At 58.7% G+C, this 17,519-nt stretch carries 15 protein-coding genes; 1 reads left to right on the top strand and 14 read right to left on the bottom strand.

The window, feature by feature from the left end:
• Positions 1 to 147: 147 nt before the first annotated feature.
• Positions 148 to 2,505 carry a phosphoenolpyruvate synthase gene (ppsA, locus tag PQR62_RS12730; protein ID WP_408158317.1) on the bottom strand — a complete coding sequence of 786 codons (2,358 nt, stop codon included), beginning with the start codon at positions 2,503 to 2,505 and terminating at the stop codon, positions 148 to 150.
• 370 nt (positions 2,506 to 2,875) lie between these two features.
• Here ppsA and ppsR point away from each other — a divergent pair, with 370 nt between their 5' ends.
• Positions 2,876 to 3,736, top strand: a complete 861-nt coding sequence (ppsR, locus tag PQR62_RS12725) for a posphoenolpyruvate synthetase regulatory kinase/phosphorylase PpsR (protein ID WP_408158316.1) — start codon at positions 2,876 to 2,878, stop codon at positions 3,734 to 3,736.
• Between the two features lie 74 nt (positions 3,737 to 3,810).
• Here the strand turns inward: ppsR and PQR62_RS12720 are convergent, their stop codons facing one another.
• The 13 genes from PQR62_RS12720 to uppS form a co-directional block, all read right to left on the bottom strand.
• Entirely contained in the window at positions 3,811 to 4,383 is a 573-nt protein-coding gene (locus PQR62_RS12720; RefSeq protein WP_408158315.1) for a DUF6314 family protein, read from the bottom strand.
• A 7-nt stretch (positions 4,384 to 4,390) separates the two neighbouring features.
• The gene (locus PQR62_RS12715) at positions 4,391 to 5,212 is read right to left on the bottom strand and encodes a TrmH family RNA methyltransferase (RefSeq protein WP_408158314.1); all 822 of its coding nucleotides are present in this window, start codon (positions 5,210 to 5,212) and stop codon (positions 4,391 to 4,393) included.
• 43 nt (positions 5,213 to 5,255) lie between these two features.
• Positions 5,256 to 6,020: a ribonuclease HII gene (rnhB, locus tag PQR62_RS12710; RefSeq protein ID WP_408158313.1), complete on the bottom strand. Its 765-nt coding sequence runs from the start codon at positions 6,018 to 6,020 to the stop codon at positions 5,256 to 5,258.
• A gap of 53 nt (positions 6,021 to 6,073) precedes the next feature.
• Positions 6,074 to 7,252, bottom strand: a complete 1,179-nt coding sequence (gene lpxB / locus PQR62_RS12705; protein WP_408158312.1) for a lipid-A-disaccharide synthase — start codon at positions 7,250 to 7,252, stop codon at positions 6,074 to 6,076.
• On the bottom strand, positions 7,236 to 8,024 hold the full coding sequence (lpxA, locus tag PQR62_RS12700) for an acyl-ACP--UDP-N-acetylglucosamine O-acyltransferase (protein WP_408158311.1): 789 nt from the start codon (positions 8,022 to 8,024) through the stop codon (positions 7,236 to 7,238). The genes lpxB and lpxA overlap by 17 nt, the downstream gene beginning before the upstream one ends.
• A 23-nt stretch (positions 8,025 to 8,047) precedes the next feature.
• Positions 8,048 to 8,512: a 3-hydroxyacyl-ACP dehydratase FabZ gene (gene fabZ / locus PQR62_RS12695; RefSeq protein ID WP_408158310.1), complete on the bottom strand. Its 465-nt coding sequence runs from the start codon at positions 8,510 to 8,512 to the stop codon at positions 8,048 to 8,050.
• Positions 8,505 to 9,566, bottom strand: a complete 1,062-nt coding sequence (lpxD, locus tag PQR62_RS12690; RefSeq protein ID WP_408158309.1) for a UDP-3-O-(3-hydroxymyristoyl)glucosamine N-acyltransferase — start codon at positions 9,564 to 9,566, stop codon at positions 8,505 to 8,507. The genes fabZ and lpxD overlap by 8 nt, the downstream gene beginning before the upstream one ends.
• A 244-nt stretch (positions 9,567 to 9,810) precedes the next feature.
• On the bottom strand, positions 9,811 to 10,281 hold the full coding sequence (locus PQR62_RS12685) for an OmpH/Skp family outer membrane protein (RefSeq protein ID WP_408158545.1): 471 nt from the start codon (positions 10,279 to 10,281) through the stop codon (positions 9,811 to 9,813).
• Positions 10,282 to 10,412: 131 nt separating this feature from the next.
• A complete protein-coding gene (gene bamA / locus PQR62_RS12680) occupies positions 10,413 to 12,803 on the bottom strand; it encodes an outer membrane protein assembly factor BamA (RefSeq protein WP_408158308.1) in 2,391 nt (796 codons plus the stop codon).
• A 248-nt stretch (positions 12,804 to 13,051) separates the two neighbouring features.
• A complete protein-coding gene (gene rseP / locus PQR62_RS12675) occupies positions 13,052 to 14,413 on the bottom strand; it encodes an RIP metalloprotease RseP (RefSeq protein WP_408158307.1) in 1,362 nt (453 codons plus the stop codon).
• On the bottom strand, positions 14,410 to 15,582 hold the full coding sequence (ispC, locus tag PQR62_RS12670; protein ID WP_408158306.1) for a 1-deoxy-D-xylulose-5-phosphate reductoisomerase: 1,173 nt from the start codon (positions 15,580 to 15,582) through the stop codon (positions 14,410 to 14,412). The genes rseP and ispC overlap by 4 nt, the downstream gene beginning before the upstream one ends.
• A gap of 70 nt (positions 15,583 to 15,652) precedes the next feature.
• The gene (locus tag PQR62_RS12665; RefSeq protein ID WP_408158305.1) at positions 15,653 to 16,480 is read right to left on the bottom strand and encodes a phosphatidate cytidylyltransferase; all 828 of its coding nucleotides are present in this window, start codon (positions 16,478 to 16,480) and stop codon (positions 15,653 to 15,655) included.
• Complete coding sequence (gene uppS / locus PQR62_RS12660; RefSeq protein WP_408158304.1) at positions 16,480 to 17,238, bottom strand: polyprenyl diphosphate synthase; 759 nt, start codon at positions 17,236 to 17,238, stop codon at positions 16,480 to 16,482. Before uppS ends, PQR62_RS12665 begins: the two co-directional genes overlap by 1 nt.
• Positions 17,239 to 17,519: the final 281 nt, after the last annotated feature.

Here is a 17,519-nt window from a genome sequence, read left to right as displayed (position 1 = left end):
GGCATAAGTCTAACTCACAAAAGCAAAAACGCGGACTTGAAGTCCGCGTTTTCGAATGCTGCTGTAGTCGCTCCGGCTGCTGCCTGCGCCGCATTGCTGTCTGAACTTTCTTACAGCAATGCGGCATCAGACAAGATTCAGGAACAATTACTTCTTGGCTGCCAGCTTCTGCCAGGTGTCGATCACCGAATCGGGATTCAGCGAAATCGATTCGATGCCCTGCTCCATCAGCCACTCGGCGAAATCCGGGTGATCCGAAGGCCCCTGTCCGCAGATGCCGACGTACTTGCCCTTTGCCAGGCAAGTCGAGATGACCTTGGTCAGCAAGGCTTGCAGCGCAGGATCGCGTTCGTCGAAATCGGCAGCCAGCAATTCCATGCCGGAATCGCGATCCAGACCCAGTGTCAACTGCGTCAGATCGTTGGAACCGATAGAGAAGCCGTCGAAGAACTCCAGGAACTGCTCAGCCAGAATCGCATTGGATGGCACTTCGCACATCATGATGACGCGCAGACCGTTTTCGCCGCGCGTCAGACCATTCTTGCCGAGGAGGTTGATCACCTTTTCAGCCTGGCCCAGTGTACGCACGAACGGCACCATGATTTCGACGTTGGTCAGACCCATGTCGTTACGCACGCGCTTCATGGCCTGACATTCCATTTCGAATGCTTCGGCGAAGTCGGCGGCCAGATAACGTGCGGCGCCGCGGAAGCCCAGCATCGGATTTTCTTCATCCGGCTCGTAACGCGAACCGCCGATCAGCTTCTTGTACTCGTTCGACTTGAAGTCGGACAAGCGCACGATCACCGGCTTGGGCCAGAAGGCCGCAGCGATGGTCGCCATGCCCTCGGCCAGCTTGTCGACGTAGAACGCCTTCGGCGATGCGTGACCGCGCGCCACCGACTCCACAGCCTTCTTCAGGTCGGCGTCGATGTTCGGGTATTCCAGAATCGCTTTCGGGTGCACGCCGATATTGTTGTTGATGATGAATTCCAGACGCGCCAGACCGACACCGCCGTTGGGAATCGACTGGAAGTCGAAAGCCAGTTGCGGGTTGCCGACGTTCATCATGATCTTGAGCGGGATCGGTGGCAGTTCGCCGCGCGCCACTTCAGTCACTTCGGTTTCCAGCAGACCGTCGTAGATCTTGCCTTCGTCGCCTTCAGCGCAGGACACGGTTACCAGCGTGCCGTCCTTCAGGATCTCGGTGGCATCGCCGCAACCGACCACCGCCGGCACGCCCAGTTCACGCGCGATGATCGCTGCGTGACAGGTACGGCCGCCACGATTGGTGACGATGGCGGAGGCGCGCTTCATCACCGGCTCCCAGTTAGGGTCGGTCATGTCGGCCACCAGCACGTCGCCCGGTTGCACGCGTTCCATTTCCGACGGATCGGTAATCACGCGCACCGGACCTGCGCCGATCTTCTGACCGATGGCGCGACCGGTCGTCAGCACGGTGCCCGAGCTCTTCAATTTGAAGCGTTGCTGCGCATCGGTCGCCTTCTGCTGCGACTTCACGGTTTCAGGACGCGCCTGCAGGATGTACAGTTTGCCGTCGCGGCCGTCCTTGCCCCATTCGATGTCCATCGGACGCTCGTAGTGCTTCTCGATGATGGTGGCGTACTTCGCCAGTTCGACGATTTCAGCGTCGTTCAGCGAATAGCGGTTGCGCATTTCCACCGGCACATCGACGGTGCGCACCGAGCGGCCGGCCTTGGCTTCACCGGTGAATTCCATCTTGATCAGCTTGGAGCCGATGTTGCGGCGGATGATAGGCAGCTTGCCTTGTTCCAGCATGGGCTTGTGGACGTAGAACTCGTCCGGATTGACTGCGCCCTGCACCACTGTTTCGCCCAGACCGTAGCTGGAAGTGATGAAGACCACATCCTTGAAGCCCGATTCGGTATCGATGGTGAACATCACGCCGGCAGCGCCGACGTCGGAACGGACCATGCGCTGCACGCCGGCGGACAAAGCCACTTCAGCGTGAGTGAAGCCCTTGTGGACGCGATACGAAATGGCGCGATCGTTGTACAGCGAAGCGAACACGTGCTTCATCGCTTCGAGTACGTTTTCGATGCCGACCACGTTCAGGAAAGTCTCTTGCTGACCGGCAAACGAAGCGTCCGGCAAGTCTTCAGCCGTGGCCGAAGAGCGGACGGCAAACGACATCTCGCTGGAGGAATCCGCAACCAGCTTTTCGTAGAAAGAATTGATTTCCTGTTCCAGACGCGGCTGGAAAGGCGTCTCGACGATCCATTGACGGATCTCGGCACCGGCCTGAGCCAGTGCGCGCACGTCTTCGATATCCAGCGTGGAGAGACGCGTCTCGATGCGTTTGGCCAGCGTTTCGCCGCCATTCGCGCTGTGCTCGAGGAAGTCGCGGAAGGCCTGGGCCGTCGTGGCGAAACCACCTGGCACCCGGACTCCGGCTTCTGCGAGCTGGCTGATCATTTCACCCAGGGACGCGTTTTTACCACCGACGGACTCGACGTCCGTCATGCGAAGATTTTCAAAGGAGACTACGTATGCGGCCCCCTGGGTAGCACCCATATTTGCTGCGTTGGACATAACAACCCCTACTTTGATGATAAGAAATCTTCACGGGCGCTGCATGCGTCATTTGTTTTTTGTTATTCTGGGACGGAGGCAATGCGATAGACGGGAGAAACGGGCTCAATCGATTCCAGAAACGCGCACACGAACCGAAGACGTTTGCGATGGCAAACATCAGGACAAATTCGGTTAAGCTGCGCAGACATTGGACGATCATTTAGGATGAGCCTCTCGATCAGTTCTTGGGCATTTTACAGGCTAGCCGCCGTTTTTTTCACGGTGCCAATCTTTTTTTTCATTTATTTCTGACAACATCATGCTCGATCCAACGCCCATTCCGCGCCCCGCACCGCTCATAGCGGCCAACCGTACCGTCTTCTTTGTTTCGGACGGCACCGGCATCACTGCGGAAACACTCGGGCACTCCATACTCAGTCAATTCGAGTTGCGATTCAAGCAAGTGCGCCTGCCTTTCATCGACACACTGGACAAAGCCTATGACGCCACCCGCAAGATCAATGAAGCGTTCGAAGTAGATGGCAAATTGCCCATCGTGTTCTCAACGCTGGTGAAGTCCGATCTCTCGGGTGTCATCCGCCATTCGAAAGCAATGCACATGGATTTGTTCCAGACTTTTGTCGAACCATTGGAACAAGAGCTTGAAATGAAGTCCACGCATACCGTCGGACGCAGCCACAACACGGCCGATTCGGAGGAATACAAGAACCGCATCGAGGCCATCAATTTTTCTCTGGCGCACGATGACGGCCAGTCCAACAAGAACTTGTCGGAGGCCGATGTGATCCTGGTCGGCGTCTCCCGCTCGGGTAAAACGCCGACCAGTCTGTATCTGGCGATGCAGTACGGCATCAAGGCCGCCAACTATCCGCTCATCCCCGACGACTTCGAACGCGAAAAGATGCCGAGCGGATTGCTGCCGCACAAGAAAAAGATTTTTGGTCTGACCATCGCGCCGGAACGTCTGGCCGAAGTGCGCAATGAACGCCGACCCGGCAGCAAATACGCCGCGCTGGAAAATTGCCGCTATGAAATCAATGAGGCGGAAAAGATGATGCGCCGTGAAGGCATACGCTGGATGTCGTCGACTGCCAAATCGATTGAAGAAATCGCCGCCACCATCCTGCAGGAAATCAAGCCGGAAACACGCTGGCTCTGATCATCGCCGCGCCGGGTTGCAGGCAGCCATGACTTGCTCATGGCTGCCATCATCAAGTCTGTCGAACTACGTGCTCATGCCAGGCGAATGAAGCTGGTATGCAGCACGTAATCTTTTTGCGGGCCGGCGATCACGGTATCCAAATCGAACTGTTGCCCGCTCGTCAGGCGATATTCGCTGTTGTAGCGATCGGCGAGGCAGAGATGGGTGCTGTCGGGACGCAAGGTATGCGCTGAAGCATCGAAGAAGTAGGTCTGATACAGCTCGCCCGATTGTGGGCCATCGGCAAAAAAAACCTGCACGCATGGCACTGATTTTTCTTTCGAAAACTCAGACTCAGCTTCATCGGCATTCTCTTCGATGCCGATGAAGTAGTCGAATGCACGCGAAAACGAAACCGCTTTCGCCGCCGCAAACAAAGTCATTTGACCCGATTCACGATAGCGCAACAAGCGCATGCTGCCACGCTGAAGTTGCCGGCGGGGGCCAACTTCGGCAGTCTTCGACGGCGATGGAACGCAGGGTGATTCGACAAACTCTGCCATGCCGATTGCCTCACCGGTCGGGCGTGCATCACTGTCGCAGACGCTGCGCTGCAAACTCCAGCGTCCGAGGAAAAATCTGAAAATGTCGTCGACAGAATTCATCTGCCGATTACTGAGCAGACTCGGCAGCAATAATTGCCGCCTGACGCTGGCGCATGGCTTCGAAGAAACACACGGCCGCCGCTGCCGCCACATTGAGCGACTCCATTGCGCCGGCATGCGGGATCACCACTTGCGTCGTCGCCGCATCCATCAGCTCGGGCGCCACGCCCTGACCTTCATGGCCGAACAGCCAGACCACTTCGCCTTGCAAATCGGCCTGATAGATCGAGCGGGTCGCGTAAGAACTGGTTGCCAGCACCGGCACCGCAGCGTCGGCGCACAGCATGAACAGATCGGCATTCTCAAAGATGTCCAACATAAAATGTGCGCCCATGCCGGCACGCAGTACCTTGGGCGACCACGCGGCAACCGTGCCGGGGGAGCAGAACACCTGACGAATGCCCGATGCCGCGGCGCTACGCAGAATGGAACCGAGATTGCCAGGATCCTGCAGGCCATCCAGCAGCACCGAGGCGCCGGACAATTGGGTCGGCATCTGCGGTTGCGGCGTATCCACCACCAGCGTCAGACCGACTCCGTTTTCGACCTGGCTGATGCTTTGATAAAGCGCATCCGGCAGCACGATGCACTGGCAACCGCTGAGACTGCGGCAAGCGTCCATCACCGACACGACCTCCGCATTGACCTCGGCGCTTTCGGCAACGATACAAATCAGCGGCGCAGCACCTTGCGCTTGCTGCAGCCAGGCTTGCGCCAGATGCACGCCGTCCAGCAGGCTGCGTCCGGCCTTGCGGCGTGCTTGCGCACTGGCGGCCAATTGCTTGAGTTCCTTGAACAGCGGATTATCGCGGGAGCTGATCAGCTTCATGCGCAGTGGCCTCCGTTAAACAGCAGATAGGGTGATGTCAACGTCACTCTCCAAACTCCATCGCGACAGACAAGCTGCCTGGCTGCGCCGGCTGCTGTGCCGCAACCAGGAAAGCGGGCGGAGTTGCGACTTCCAGCAAGGCGCGCACCGGCGCATAGGAACGGCGATGCACGGGCGATACGCCGTGCAGTTGCAGGCGCTCCAGATGCAAAGCCGTAGGATAGCCCTTGTGCTGATCGAAGGCGTAATGCGGATAGATGGCGTGCAGTTCGTGCAAGGCGGCGTCGCGCGCAGTCTTGGCCAGAATCGAGGCGGCGGAAATCGCGGCGACCTTGTCATCGCCCTTGACGATGGCTTCCGAGCGGATTGCCATCACCGGGCAGCGATTGCCGTCAATCAGCGCCAGCGTCGGCACCGTCTGCAAGGCTTCCACGGCGCGGCGCATGGCCAGCATGCTAGCCTGCAGAATGTTGAGCTCGTCGATTTCCTGTTCAGAGCAGGATGAAATCGCCCACGCCAGCGCATGGCTCTTGATCAACATGGCGAGACTGTCGCGGCTGGCTTCCGACAGTTTTTTTGAATCACGCAGCCCTTCTATCGGTCGGGCTGGATCGAGAATGACGGCGGCTGCAAACACCGGACCAGCCAAAGGGCCGCGACCTGCTTCGTCCACGCCGCAGATGATTTCGTCGACATAGCTCGAATAGTCGAACAGGGACAGATTGCTCTCGGCCGCTTTGGCCGCTTTTGCAGCCTTGGCTACTTTGGCAGACTTGACCGGCTTCGCCGCGTTGAGCGTTTTTGGCATGTGTTTTCCTTGCTGAGTGGGGCCGGACAGAATCAATGCGGGCCCGACTTGAATCAGATTCTTGATGCGCCGGGGCGGCGGCCTTGCAAAACTTCAGAGACGGCTTGCGCGCTCTCTTTGCTGGTGTCGCGCAACAGCGTGTGGTGCATCTCGGTGAAGCGATGCACCAGGCGCCGTTGATGCGCATGATCTTCCAATTGCTGCCACATGGCGTCGGCCAATGCGCGCGGCGTGGCCGCATCCTGCAGCAGCTCCGGCACCAGAAACTCGCGCGCTAGAATATTCGGCAGACCGACCCAGGGCTGATAGCCCATGTGCCGCATGATCTGGTACGAAGCCCAGATCATCTTGTAGGCAATCACCATCGGCTTCTTGAACAGCGCCACTTCCAGCGATGCGGTGCCTGAGGCCACCAGCACGGCATCGGCGGCTTCCATCGCGGCATGTGACTGGCCCAGCACCAGTTTGATCTGCAGATCCTGATAGCCGCCCTGCTCGATCTGGCTGTTGAAGAAGACCATCTGCTTTTCGCCCGCCATCGGCGTGACGAACTGCAAGGAAGGATCGCGCTGACGCAGCAGGCGCGCCGCCTCCAGAAAACCGGGGCCGTTGTGCTTCAGCTCGGACATGCGGCTGCCCGGCAGAATGGCCACCACACGCGTCATCTCGGATAAACCCAGACGCCAGCGTGCACCCGGCATGTCGGGCTGCATCGGAATCACTTCTGCCAGCGGATGACCAACATAGGTGACCGGAATCCCGGCCTGCCGGTAAATGCTTTCTTCAAACGGAAAGATGACCAGCATGTGCGACACCGCACGCGCGATCTTCTTGATGCGGCCGCCACGCCAGGCCCAGATCTGCGGGCCGATGAAATGAATGGTGGGAATGCCGGCCTTGCGCAGTTGCTCTTCCAGCCCCAAATTGAAGCCGGGATAGTCGACGCCGACGAAGGCTGCCGGCCGCTCCTGCAGCAACTTGTCGCGCAGCGCGTTCTGGATGCCCTTGATTTCGCGGTAACGCGGAATGATTTCAAACAGGCCGCGCACGGTCAGCTGATCCATCGGCCAATCGCTGACGAAGCCTTGCTCCGCCATGTGCGGCCCGCCTATCCCATGCAGGCGCAGATCCGGCATCTGGGCGCGCAAGCCGGCCAGCAAACGACTGCCGAGCAGATCGCCGGAGCTTTCGCCGGCAACCAGTGCGACCGACTGATCAGCGGATGATGCCACGGGCCGAAGCTTCGATGAACTCGCGCAGCACACGAAGATGCTCGGCCGAATCCGGCGTCTGCGCTTCCATTTGGGCCAACTGCTGCTTGGCCTCATCCTGCGATAGTCCGGAGCGATAGATCGCCTTGTAGGCGCGCTTGATGACCATGATCTGTTCGCTGCTGAAACCGCGCCGCTTGAGGCCTTCGCTGTTGATGCCGGCAGGCACCGCGCGATTGCCGGCGGCCGTCACGAAGGGCGGCACGTCCTGGCTCACGGCGGCGGTAAATGCGGTCATGGCATGCGCGCCGATGCGGCAGAACTGATGCACCGAGGTGAAGCCGCCCAGGAACACCCAGTCGCCCAGGTGCACGTGACCGGCCAGCGTGGCGTTGTTGGCCAGGATGATGTTGCTGCCCAGCTGGCAATCGTGCGCCAGATGGACGTAGGCCATGATCCAGTTGTCGTTGCCCATGCGCGTGGCGCCGGCGTCCTGCACGGTGCCGCGATTGAAGGTCACGAATTCGCGGATGGTGTTGCGGTCGCCGATTTCCAGCGTGGTCGGTTCGTCTGCGTATTTCTTGTCCTGCGGCGCGGCGCCGATCGAACCGAACTGGAAGAAGACGTTGTCGCGGCCGATGGTGGTGTGACCTTCGATCACGACATGCGGACCGATCCTGGTACCGGCGTCAATCCGGACGTTGGGGCCGATCACCGCGTAAGGGCCGACCTGCACCGTCGAATCGAGCTGCGCACCGGCGTGAATGACGGCGGTTGGATGAATATTCGACATGTTCAGCGTATAGGAAGTGGCAATCAGGCGGACTGGCTGGCGTCGGCAGCGCTGCGCATGGTGCACATCAGATCGCCTTCGACCGCTACCTGACCGTCGACGGTAGCGACGGCCTTGTATTTCCAGATGCCGCGCGCGCGGCGCGTGATTTCCACATGCATCTTCAACTGATCGCCCGGTTCCACCGGACGCTTGAAGCGCGCATTGTCGATGCCGACGAAATACACCACAGTATTTTCATCCGGCTTGCGGCCTTCGGTCAGGAAGGACAGCAGCGCAGCGGTCTGCGCCAGCGCCTCAATCATCAATACACCTGGCATCACCGGCTTGTGCGGAAAGTGGCCGTTGAAGAACTCTTCATTGACGGTCACGTTCTTGATGGCGGTAATGGTCTTGCCGCTTTCCCATTCCAGCACGCGGTCCACCAGCAGCAGCGGATAGCGGTGCGGCAGGTATTGTTTGATTTGATTGATGTCGAGGCTATTCATTATTTGTTTCTTGGTTCTGTGTCAGCGTTTTGAGCGATTTTTCCAACGCCCGGATTTTCTCACGCATGGTGCCCAGATTGCGCACCAGCGCAGCGGATTTTTCCCAGTCGCCGTGCTTGGCGATAGGATAGAAGCCGGTGTATTGCCCCGGCTCAAGAATCGAGCGCAAGGCCAGCGTACCGGCCGAGACGTGCACTTTGTCGGCGATCGTGATGTGACCATGAATCATGGCGGCACCGCCGATGGAGCAATACTTACCGATCCTGGCACTGCCGGCGATGCCGACACAGGCCGCAATCGCGGTATGAGCGCCGATATGGCAGTTGTGCGCGATCTGGATCTGATTGTCGAGCTTGACGCCCTCTTCGATCACCGTATCAGACAAGGCGCCGCGATCGATCGTGGTATTGGCGCCGATTTCAACGTCGTCGCCGATCATCACGCGACCGACCTGCGGAATCTTGACCCAGGCGCCGGCTTCATTGGCGAAGCCGAAACCGTCGGCGCCGATCACCGCGCCCGAATGGATGATGCCGCGCTGACCGATTTCACAACGCGCATGCAAGGTCGCCCTGGCGTGGAAATGCGTGTCGGCCCCGACTTTGGCGGCGCGGCCGACAAAACTGCCGGCATCGATCACGGCACGCTCGCCGATGTCAGCATCGGCCTCGATCACCACATGCGGGCCGATCACCGCCGAAGCGGAGACTTTGGCGGCAGGATCAACAAAGGCGCTGGGATGGATACCTGCCGGTTTTGGCTGAGCTGCCAGCTGCTCGAACAACTGAGCGGCATGCGCAAAATAGGCGTAAGGATTTTTGACGATAATGCGTGCGCCGGCATAGTCGGCGATCTGCACATCATCGGCTTCGGACAGAATCAATGCAGCCGCGTGGGTCTGCTCTGCCTGGGAACGAAACTTGGGATTGGATAGGAACGTAATATGCGCCGCAGTGGCCGCATCCAGTGGAGCGATGCCCTGCACTTGCGTCTGCGCATCGCCTTTCAACTGGCCACCCAAGCGTTCGACCAATTGTGCCAGCCGAATACTCATCTTGGCCTTCCGTATCTGTGTGCGTTTGCGAAATGTCCGGTCTCTTGCTGCTTGCCAGCCCGTCGTTAAGGCTCGGCGGCTTTTGCTGCGATCGGCTCGAAGCTGCGTTCAAGCTCAATCGACGATCAAGCGCACTCAAACTGAAACCGAACGGCAAGAAAACTGAAATCGGGCTGAGATCAGATATTGACTTCAGCCCGACACTCCCCGAACAGGGAAAATTACTGCCTGAATTGCTTGTGGCTTACTTCGCCAGTTCCTTCAAGACCTTGTCAGTGATGTCGATACGCTTGCTGGCGAATACGGCCTCCTGGAACACGATGTCGAACTTTTCAGCTTCGGCGATCTGGCGAATGACCTTGTTGGTGCGTTCCAGCACCACGGCCAGTTCTTCGTTGCGACGCTGATTCAGGTCTTCGCGGAATTCGCGCTGCTTGCGCTGGAATTCCTTGTCCAGATCGGACAGATCACGCTGACGCTTGGCGCGGTCGGATTCCGACAGGACTGCTGCATCCTTGTCCATCTTTTCGGATTGGGTCTTCAGACGGGCCGCCATGTCTTGCAGTTCGCGGTCGCGCTTGGCGAATTCCTGTTCCAGCTTGGTCTGCGCGGCCTTGGCCGGCACTGCTTCACGGAAGATGCGTTCGGTGCTGACGAAAGCGATCTTGGTCTCCTGCGCGTTCGCAGCAGAAAAGCTCAACAGGGAAACCGCCATCACAACGGCTTGCAGGGAAAAAAACGATTTGGTAAGAAACTTCAAGGTTACTCTCCGTATTGCAAAATTTTTTGCTCTTGACCGCACTAGGCGGCCTGATTATTCACTTGAAAGCGTTCAGTCAGAACAACTTAGAAACCGGTTCCCAACTGGAACTGGAAGTTCTGAGATTTGTCTCCGTCCTTCAAGTTCAATGGCTTACCGTAACTCAGCTTCAGAGGGCCGATAGGCGACACCCAGCTGATACCGATACCGGCCGAATAGCGCAGGTCGTTGAACTTGATGTTCTGACCGTCAGCGAAGACGTTACCGCCGTCGAAGAAGGTAAACCAGCGCAGGGTACGATCCTGGCCCGAACCCGGGAACGGGAATTGTAACTCTGCATTGCCGTACACGCGAGATGCGCCACCCATCGAATCGCCGTACTGGTCTTTCAGACCGCCCAGCGACGAAGCTTCGTAGCCGCGCACGGTGCCGATACCGCCGGCGTAGTAGTTCTTGAACACAGGATACGGCTTGCTGCCGATACCACGGCCATAATCCAGTTCACCGTTCAGTGCCAGCGTCACAGCCTTGCTGAACATGGGCTGGAAGTACTGGTGCTGATAGCTGGCGCGATAGTAACGCAGCGAACCAATTGCCGACACTTCCAGGTTGGCGCGCTGATAGCGGCCTTGAGTCGGAACTAGCGCACTGTCACGGCCGTCACGCTGCCAGGCCACGGTCAGCGGGAAGCTGAGGGTGCTGGCACTGCCGATACCGCAGCTTGCATTGCTGGACACGTCGGTCACGGCGCAACCTGCTGCTCCCGCATTACCGAAGTCACGGACATACTGGCGATACAGCGTCGGACTGGTCAGATCGGTACTGACATTGGTGTTTTCGATACCGATACCGAAGAACACGCGATCCAGTTCCGAGAACGGGATACCGAACTTGACGCTGCCGCCCAGCGTACGCACGCGGTAGTCACCGGTGGCATAAGTCGAAGGACGGATCGTGCGCAGATAGACTTCGTAGGTGCGGCTGATGCCGTCATCCGTGAAGTAGGGATTGGTCTGCGAAACGGAAATCGTACGATAGCGCGAGCTGGTGTTGACTTCGATACCGACGGTGTTGCCGCTGCCGAAAGCGTTTTCCTGCGAAATCGAACCGGTCAGGCTGAGCTTGTCGGATTGCGAGAAGCCGGCGCCCAGCATGATGTTGCCGGTCGGCTTTTCTTCCACCTTCATGTTGACGTCCACCTGATCGGCGGTGCCCGCCACTTCAGGCGTCTCGACTGTGACCTCCTTGAAGTAACCCAGGCGGTCGACGCGGTCGCGCGACAGCTTGATCTTCTCGCCGTCATACCAGGAATCTTCGAACTGACGGAATTCGCGGCGGATGACTTCATCGCGCGTCTTGGTATTGCCGGCCACGTTCACGCGACGCACATACACGCGCTTGCCCGGATCGATCATGATGGTGAAGGCAACTTCCTTCTTCTCGCGATTGACGTTCGGATTGGCGTTGACGTTGGCGAAGGCGTAACCGAAGTTGCCCAGACGCTCACCGATCTTCTTGGTGCTGTCGGTCAGCTTGGAACCTGAGTAGATCTCGCCCTTCTTCAGCTGAATCAGCGAAGCCAGTTCCTGATCCATGCCGAACATTTCACCTTCAAGCTTGACGTCGGAGACGGTGTACTTGTCGCCTTCGTTGACGTTGATGGTGATGTAGATGTCCTTCTTGTCCGGCGTGATGGAAACCTGAGTCGATTCGACCTGCATTTCCAGATAGCCGCGATCCAGATAGTAGGATCGCAGGCTTTCGATGTCACCCGACAGCTTTTGCTTGGAATACTGGTCGGCCTTGGTGTACCAGGTGAACCAGCCCGGCGTGGTCAGCTTCAGCTGATCGCGCAGGGTGCCGTCGGAAAACGCCTTGTTGCCGACGATATTGATTTGCTTGATGCGGGACACTTCGCCCTCATCCACCGCAAACGTGATCGCCACGCGATTGCGTTCGATTGGTGTCACGGTGGTGGTGACCTTGGCGCCGTACAGGCCGCGCGACAGATACTGACGCTTCAGTTCCTGCTCGGCGCGATCGACTTGCGAGCGGTCGAAAATACGCGATTCGCCGACGCCGATTTCCTTCAGCGCCTTGGTCAGTTGCTCTTTGTCGAATTCCTTGATGCCGGTGAAGTCGACGCTGGCGATCGCCGGACGTTCTTCCACCTGCACCACCAGCACGTCGTTTTCAGACTCGATCCGTACGTCCTTGAAGAAACCGGTCGCATACAAGGCCTTGATCGCGGCCGTGCCTTTTTCATCGGTGAAGGTATCGCCGACGCGCACCGGCAGGTAACTGAATACCGTGCCGGCCTCGGTGCGCTGAATGCCTTCGACGCGGATATCCTTGACCACAAACGGCTGTACCGCCATGGCTTGACTGGAGCACAGTGCAAACGCGGCGGCAGCGATCAGACGACGGGAAAATGTCGGAAGGGTCGGGATAGGGAATTGCGAAGAATGTAATTTCATCTATCGTGTATGAACAATGTTTCTGCTGCGAAATAGCCGAAATGAGCCGAGAAGGCCCGGATGTTCCACCTGAGCGGAAAAACCCCGCATAGCTATCGGCAGGCAATAGCGAACTGGCGCAGCGCCAATTGACAATTGCTTAACAACAGCCACCTGAAGTCGGCAAAATGTAAAAATCCGGTCGTTGCTGCCGCTGGCTGCGCAGATCGTTCATCTGCACACGCTTGCGGCAATCAGGCCGGATCTATCTAAAACATCAGACGCACGATGTCGTTGAACGCGGCAACAAGCATCAATGTCATCAAAATTCCAAAGCCGGCACGCTGAGCAATCTCCCCAAAACGCTCTGAAACGGGACGCCCGGTCAAAATCTCCAGCGAATAATACAGCAAATGACCGCCATCTAAAACCGGGATCGGCAAGAGATTCATCACACCCAGACTAATGCTGATGAAGGCGATGAAGCTGAGATAACTGACCAGTCCCACGCGCGCCGTCTGCCCCGCGTAGTCGGCAATGGTGATCGGGCCGGTAATGTTCTTCAGAGAGACCTGACCGACGATCATTTTGCCGATCATTTTAAAGGTCAGAATGCTGGTATCCCAGGTACGCTTTGCACCCTTTTGCAATGCGGTCAGCGGCGGATCGCTGGCCAGCGCCATTTCCGGCGCCAGCGGCACTTCAACCTTGATGCGGCCAATGGTCTGGCCGTTGTCGGTAACGCTGTCCGGAGTCACGTCGGCGGTGAACGGCTGCTGCCCGCGCAAACCTTCCAGCTTCAAAGTCTGACCGGCGGACGCCCTCACCTTCTCGACGAAGGCCAGACCATCGCTGACCGCCGCGCCATTGATGCGCTGGATCAGGTCGCCGGTCTGCAGGCCGGCCTGCTGCGCCGGGCCATCCATGATCTTGCCCAGAATGGCCGGCGGACGCGCCAGCGCCAGGCCCAGCTTGGCGACAAAATCACCTTCCAGATCTTCGGCGTTCAGCGAGGCCAATGGAATGCTGACCGTGTCGAGCAGCTTGCCGCCCGAAGCAGGCGCCGGACGCTCGACGTCGATGCGAACCCTTGCCTTTTCCAGTGCCGGCTGCATCAATTGCCAGCGCACATCAGACCACACATGCACCGGCTCACCATTGATCGCCGTGATCAGTTCGCCGCCGCGCAAACCTGCCTGATAGGCAACGGTATCGCTGGCCGCTGCGCGCAGCTTGGCAATCGGCTCGGGAATGCCGTGCATGTAAAGTCCGGCAAACAGCAGAATGGCGAGAATGAAATTGGCAGCCGGGCCGGCGGCCACAATGGCGATGCGACGCCAGACCGACTGCCGCGTGAACTCGCGCTTCAGATCTTCCGGGCGCATGTCATTGATATCCTGCTCGCGCGCGTCCAGCATCTTGACGTAACCGCCCAGCGGCAGGATCGACAGCGCCCACTCGGTCTGATCGCGGCCAAAGCGGCGCGAATAGATGACGCGGCCCATGCCCACCGAAAAGCGCAGCACCTTGACGCCGCACCAGCGCGCGACAAGGTAATGTCCCAGTTCGTGCACCACCACCAGCGAACCGAGTGCGACGAAAAACGCCAGCAGCGTATGGATCAGCGTCATGATGCGATCAGCGCCTCGGCCTTGGCGCGGGCGATGCCGTCCTGCTCAAGCAGAGTCTCGATGTCGCTGACGGCGCCATACGGGATGGCATCCATCACGCGTGCGATGAGTTGGTCGATCATGCGGAAGCCTATCTTGCGTTCGAGGAATGCCTGCACTGCAACTTCGTTGGCGGCATTGAGAATGGCGGCCAGCGATCCGCCGGCGCGCAGAGCATCATACGCCAGTTTCAGACAGGGAAAGCGCTGCAGGTCGGGCTGGGTGAACGACAGTTGGGCAATCTGCGCCAGATTCAGCGGCGCGACGCCCGAGGCGATGCGATCAGGGTAAGCCAGCGCATTGGCGATCGGCGTGCGCATGTCCGGGTTACCCAGTTGCGCCAGCACCGAGCCGTCCACATACGAGACCATGGAATGAATCACGCTCTGCGGATGGATCACGACCTCGATCTGATCGGCCGGCGCACCAAACAGCCAATGCGCCTCGATCACCTCCAGCCCCTTGTTCATCATGGTGGCTGAATCGACAGAAATCTTGCGCCCCATCACCCACTTCGGATGCGCCACTGCCTCTTCAGGCGTGACATCGTCCAGCGATGCCACTTCACGCGTGAGGAAGGGACCTCCCGACGCAGTCAGCAGAATGCGGTCGATGCCATGCTGCGGCAGCGAGCGGGTGAAGTCATGCGGCAGGCATTGGAAAATCGCGTTGTGTTCGCTGTCGATAGGCAGCAGCGTAGCGCCATGCCGGGCCACCGCATCCATCAGCAACTGGCCGGAAATCACCAGCGCCTCCTTGTTGGCCAGCAGAATTTTCTTGCCGGCACGGGCCGCAGCCAACGTAGACGCCAGGCCCGCGGCGCCGACGATGGCGGCCATCACGATATCGCAGCGCTCAGCATCGGCGATGCGGCACAAGGCTTGTTCACCATAGGTGACTTCAATACGCAAGCCGCGCTCCTGCAGCAACTTTTGCAGTTGCTGCGCGGCGGCGGCCGAACCGACCACAGCCACCTCAGGCCTGAATTGGGCACATTGCGCCGCCAGCTCATCTACCCGCGAGTGGGCGCTCAGGGCATAGACGCGATAGCGATCCGGATGGCGTGCCACCACGTCGAGCGTCGACACGCCAATAGAACCGGTTGAACCAAGAATGCTTATTGACTGCATGAAATTTCCAGAGATCGCGTGTAACACAGCAACTGAGGCGGCAGGCATACTGCCGCTGCCGGCTTCAGGCTCAGGCCGCCATCAGCCACAGATCGAACAGCGCCGCCAGCGGCAACACCGGGATCAGGGCATCGATACGGTCCAGCACACCGCCGTGCCCAGGCAGCAGATTGCTGCTATCCTTGAAGCCCGCGCGCCGCTTCAGTTGCGACTCAAACAGGTCGCCGACCACGCTGGCGGCGACCAGCAAGGTCGTCACGCCAATGAAACCCAGCCAGCCCCAGCGGCTGTACAGTTTGAATTGGAAGGTTTCACCCAGCACGGAGCACATGACCACAGCGGCGGAAATGACCAGCACCGCCAGCCAGCCGCCAATGGCGCCTTCCCAGGATTTACCCGGAGAAATACTGGGCGCCAGCTTGTGACGGCCGAAGCCCTTGCCGGAGAAGTAGGCGCCGATATCCGCCACCCACACCACCGCCATCACCGAGAGCAGATACAGAGGCGCACGCTGAAACAGATCGACGATGGCGACGAAGCAGCCCAGAATCGACAGCATGTAAGTGCCGTTCAGCAGACGATTGGAGACCGCCTCCGGCGACGGCAGTCCGACCCGCAGTGCCGGCACGAAACGCAGCGCCCACAACGCCACGCAGACTGCATACAGCGATCGCACGCCGGGCAAGCCGGTAATGAAGAGGATGACGCTGAAAATCAGCGTCCACACCACCGCCCAGACTATCGGACGCGGGCTTTTGAAGAGACGGAAGCATTCCCAGGCGGCAGCGGCAAAAAACACCACCGACACCGCAGCAAACGCCGGGAAGAAATCGAAATAAAGAATAGGCAACAGGATTGCCAACAGAATCAACGCCGTGATGACACGCGTTTTTAACATCAGGAAGCCTTTTTCTGATTGAGCACCTGGGCGCTGGTACGACCGAAGCGGCGCTCGCGCTGGCGATAGGATTCAATCGCGAGATCCAGCGCTGCAGCGTCGAAATCAGGCCAGAAGGTCTCTGTGAAATAGAGTTCGCTGTAGGCCAGTTGCCACAGCAAGAAGTTGGAGATGCGCTGCTCGCCGCCGGTGCGGATAAACAGATCGGGCTCAGGCGCATACGCCATGGAGAGATAAGGCTGCAGCTGATCTTCGGAGAAATCGGTCGCGTCCGGCTGTTCGCGCACCATCTTGCCGACCGCCTGCATGATGTCCCAGCGGCCGCCGTAGTTGGCGCATACCGTCAGCGTCAGGCGCGTGTTTGCTGCCGTGCGCTGCTCCGCCTTGAGCGCCATTTCCTGCAGCTTGGCATCGAAACGGCTCATGTCGCCGACGATCTTGAGGCGGATACCATTGGCATCCATGCGATCAACTTCGCGCTCCAGCACCGTCATGAACAAGCGCATCAGCACCGACACCTCATCGGCCGGACGGCGCCAGTTTTCGGAGCTGAACGCAAACAAGGTCAGGAACTCGATACCGCGCACCGCGCAAGCTTCAACGATGCTGCGCACGGCATCAACGCCCTTGGCATGCCCCGCCACGCGCGGCAAAAAGCGTTTGGTCGCCCAACGTCCGTTGCCATCCATGATGATGGCAACATGGCGCGGCACCGCAGAAATTTCCGGTACCGCCAGAGTTGAGCTTTGATGCTTCATGAAGATGTCTTACTTACACTAATAATATTGGTCCCGCTCAAGCCGGACTTATCTGCCAATTCACGGAATATCGGGGATCAGCGCGCATATCACTGCCAATTCCCGTCAAAAATCCGGAAGCATTCTTCTTTGACTCTCACCGATACCTGGCTCATCGATGCAATGCAATCCAAGGCATCAACAGCTGCCAGCGGTAAAGCGCTTGATTCTACGGCCTTATCGGCACGAAAAAAAGCGGCTTTTTGTGGAGTCGGGTTTCAGGCTCTTGTGTCCCCCATCGG

The sequence above is a fragment of the Herbaspirillum lusitanum genome, from assembly GCF_046025995.1.
Classification (GTDB): Bacteria; Pseudomonadota; Gammaproteobacteria; order Burkholderiales; family Burkholderiaceae_D; genus Herbaspirillum; species Herbaspirillum lusitanum_A.
The sequence above is the reverse complement of the archived record's forward strand: the minus strand, read 5'-3'. Positions and strand labels throughout refer to the sequence as shown.

Excerpts from the sequence above, each read along its gene's own strand:
- lpxD (WP_408158309.1), bottom strand. The coding sequence starts at position 9,566 with ATGAGTATTCGGCTGGCACAATTGGTCGAACGCTTGGGTGGCCAGTTG.
- rseP (WP_408158307.1), bottom strand. The coding sequence starts at position 14,413 with ATGACGCTGATCCATACGCTGCTGGCGTTTTTCGTCGCACTCGGTTCG.
- ispC (WP_408158306.1), bottom strand. The coding sequence starts at position 15,582 with ATGCAGTCAATAAGCATTCTTGGTTCAACCGGTTCTATTGGCGTGTCG.
- PQR62_RS12665 (WP_408158305.1), bottom strand. The coding sequence starts at position 16,480 with ATGTTAAAAACGCGTGTCATCACGGCGTTGATTCTGTTGGCAATCCTG.
- PQR62_RS12720 (WP_408158315.1), bottom strand. The coding sequence starts at position 4,383 with ATGAATTCTGTCGACGACATTTTCAGATTTTTCCTCGGACGCTGGAGT.
- PQR62_RS12685 (WP_408158545.1), bottom strand. The coding sequence starts at position 10,281 with ATGGCGGTTTCCCTGTTGAGCTTTTCTGCTGCGAACGCGCAGGAGACC.
- bamA (WP_408158308.1), bottom strand. The coding sequence starts at position 12,803 with ATGAAATTACATTCTTCGCAATTCCCTATCCCGACCCTTCCGACATTT.
- uppS (WP_408158304.1), bottom strand. The coding sequence starts at position 17,238 with ATGAAGCATCAAAGCTCAACTCTGGCGGTACCGGAAATTTCTGCGGTG.
- fabZ (WP_408158310.1), bottom strand. The coding sequence starts at position 8,512 with ATGAATAGCCTCGACATCAATCAAATCAAACAATACCTGCCGCACCGC.
- ppsR (WP_408158316.1), top strand. The coding sequence starts at position 2,876 with ATGCTCGATCCAACGCCCATTCCGCGCCCCGCACCGCTCATAGCGGCC.
- ppsA (WP_408158317.1), bottom strand. The coding sequence starts at position 2,505 with ATGACGGACGTCGAGTCCGTCGGTGGTAAAAACGCGTCCCTGGGTGAA.
- PQR62_RS12715 (WP_408158314.1), bottom strand. The coding sequence starts at position 5,212 with ATGAAGCTGATCAGCTCCCGCGATAATCCGCTGTTCAAGGAACTCAAG.
- rnhB (WP_408158313.1), bottom strand. The coding sequence starts at position 6,020 with ATGCCAAAAACGCTCAACGCGGCGAAGCCGGTCAAGTCTGCCAAAGTA.
- lpxA (WP_408158311.1), bottom strand. The coding sequence starts at position 8,024 with ATGTCGAATATTCATCCAACCGCCGTCATTCACGCCGGTGCGCAGCTC.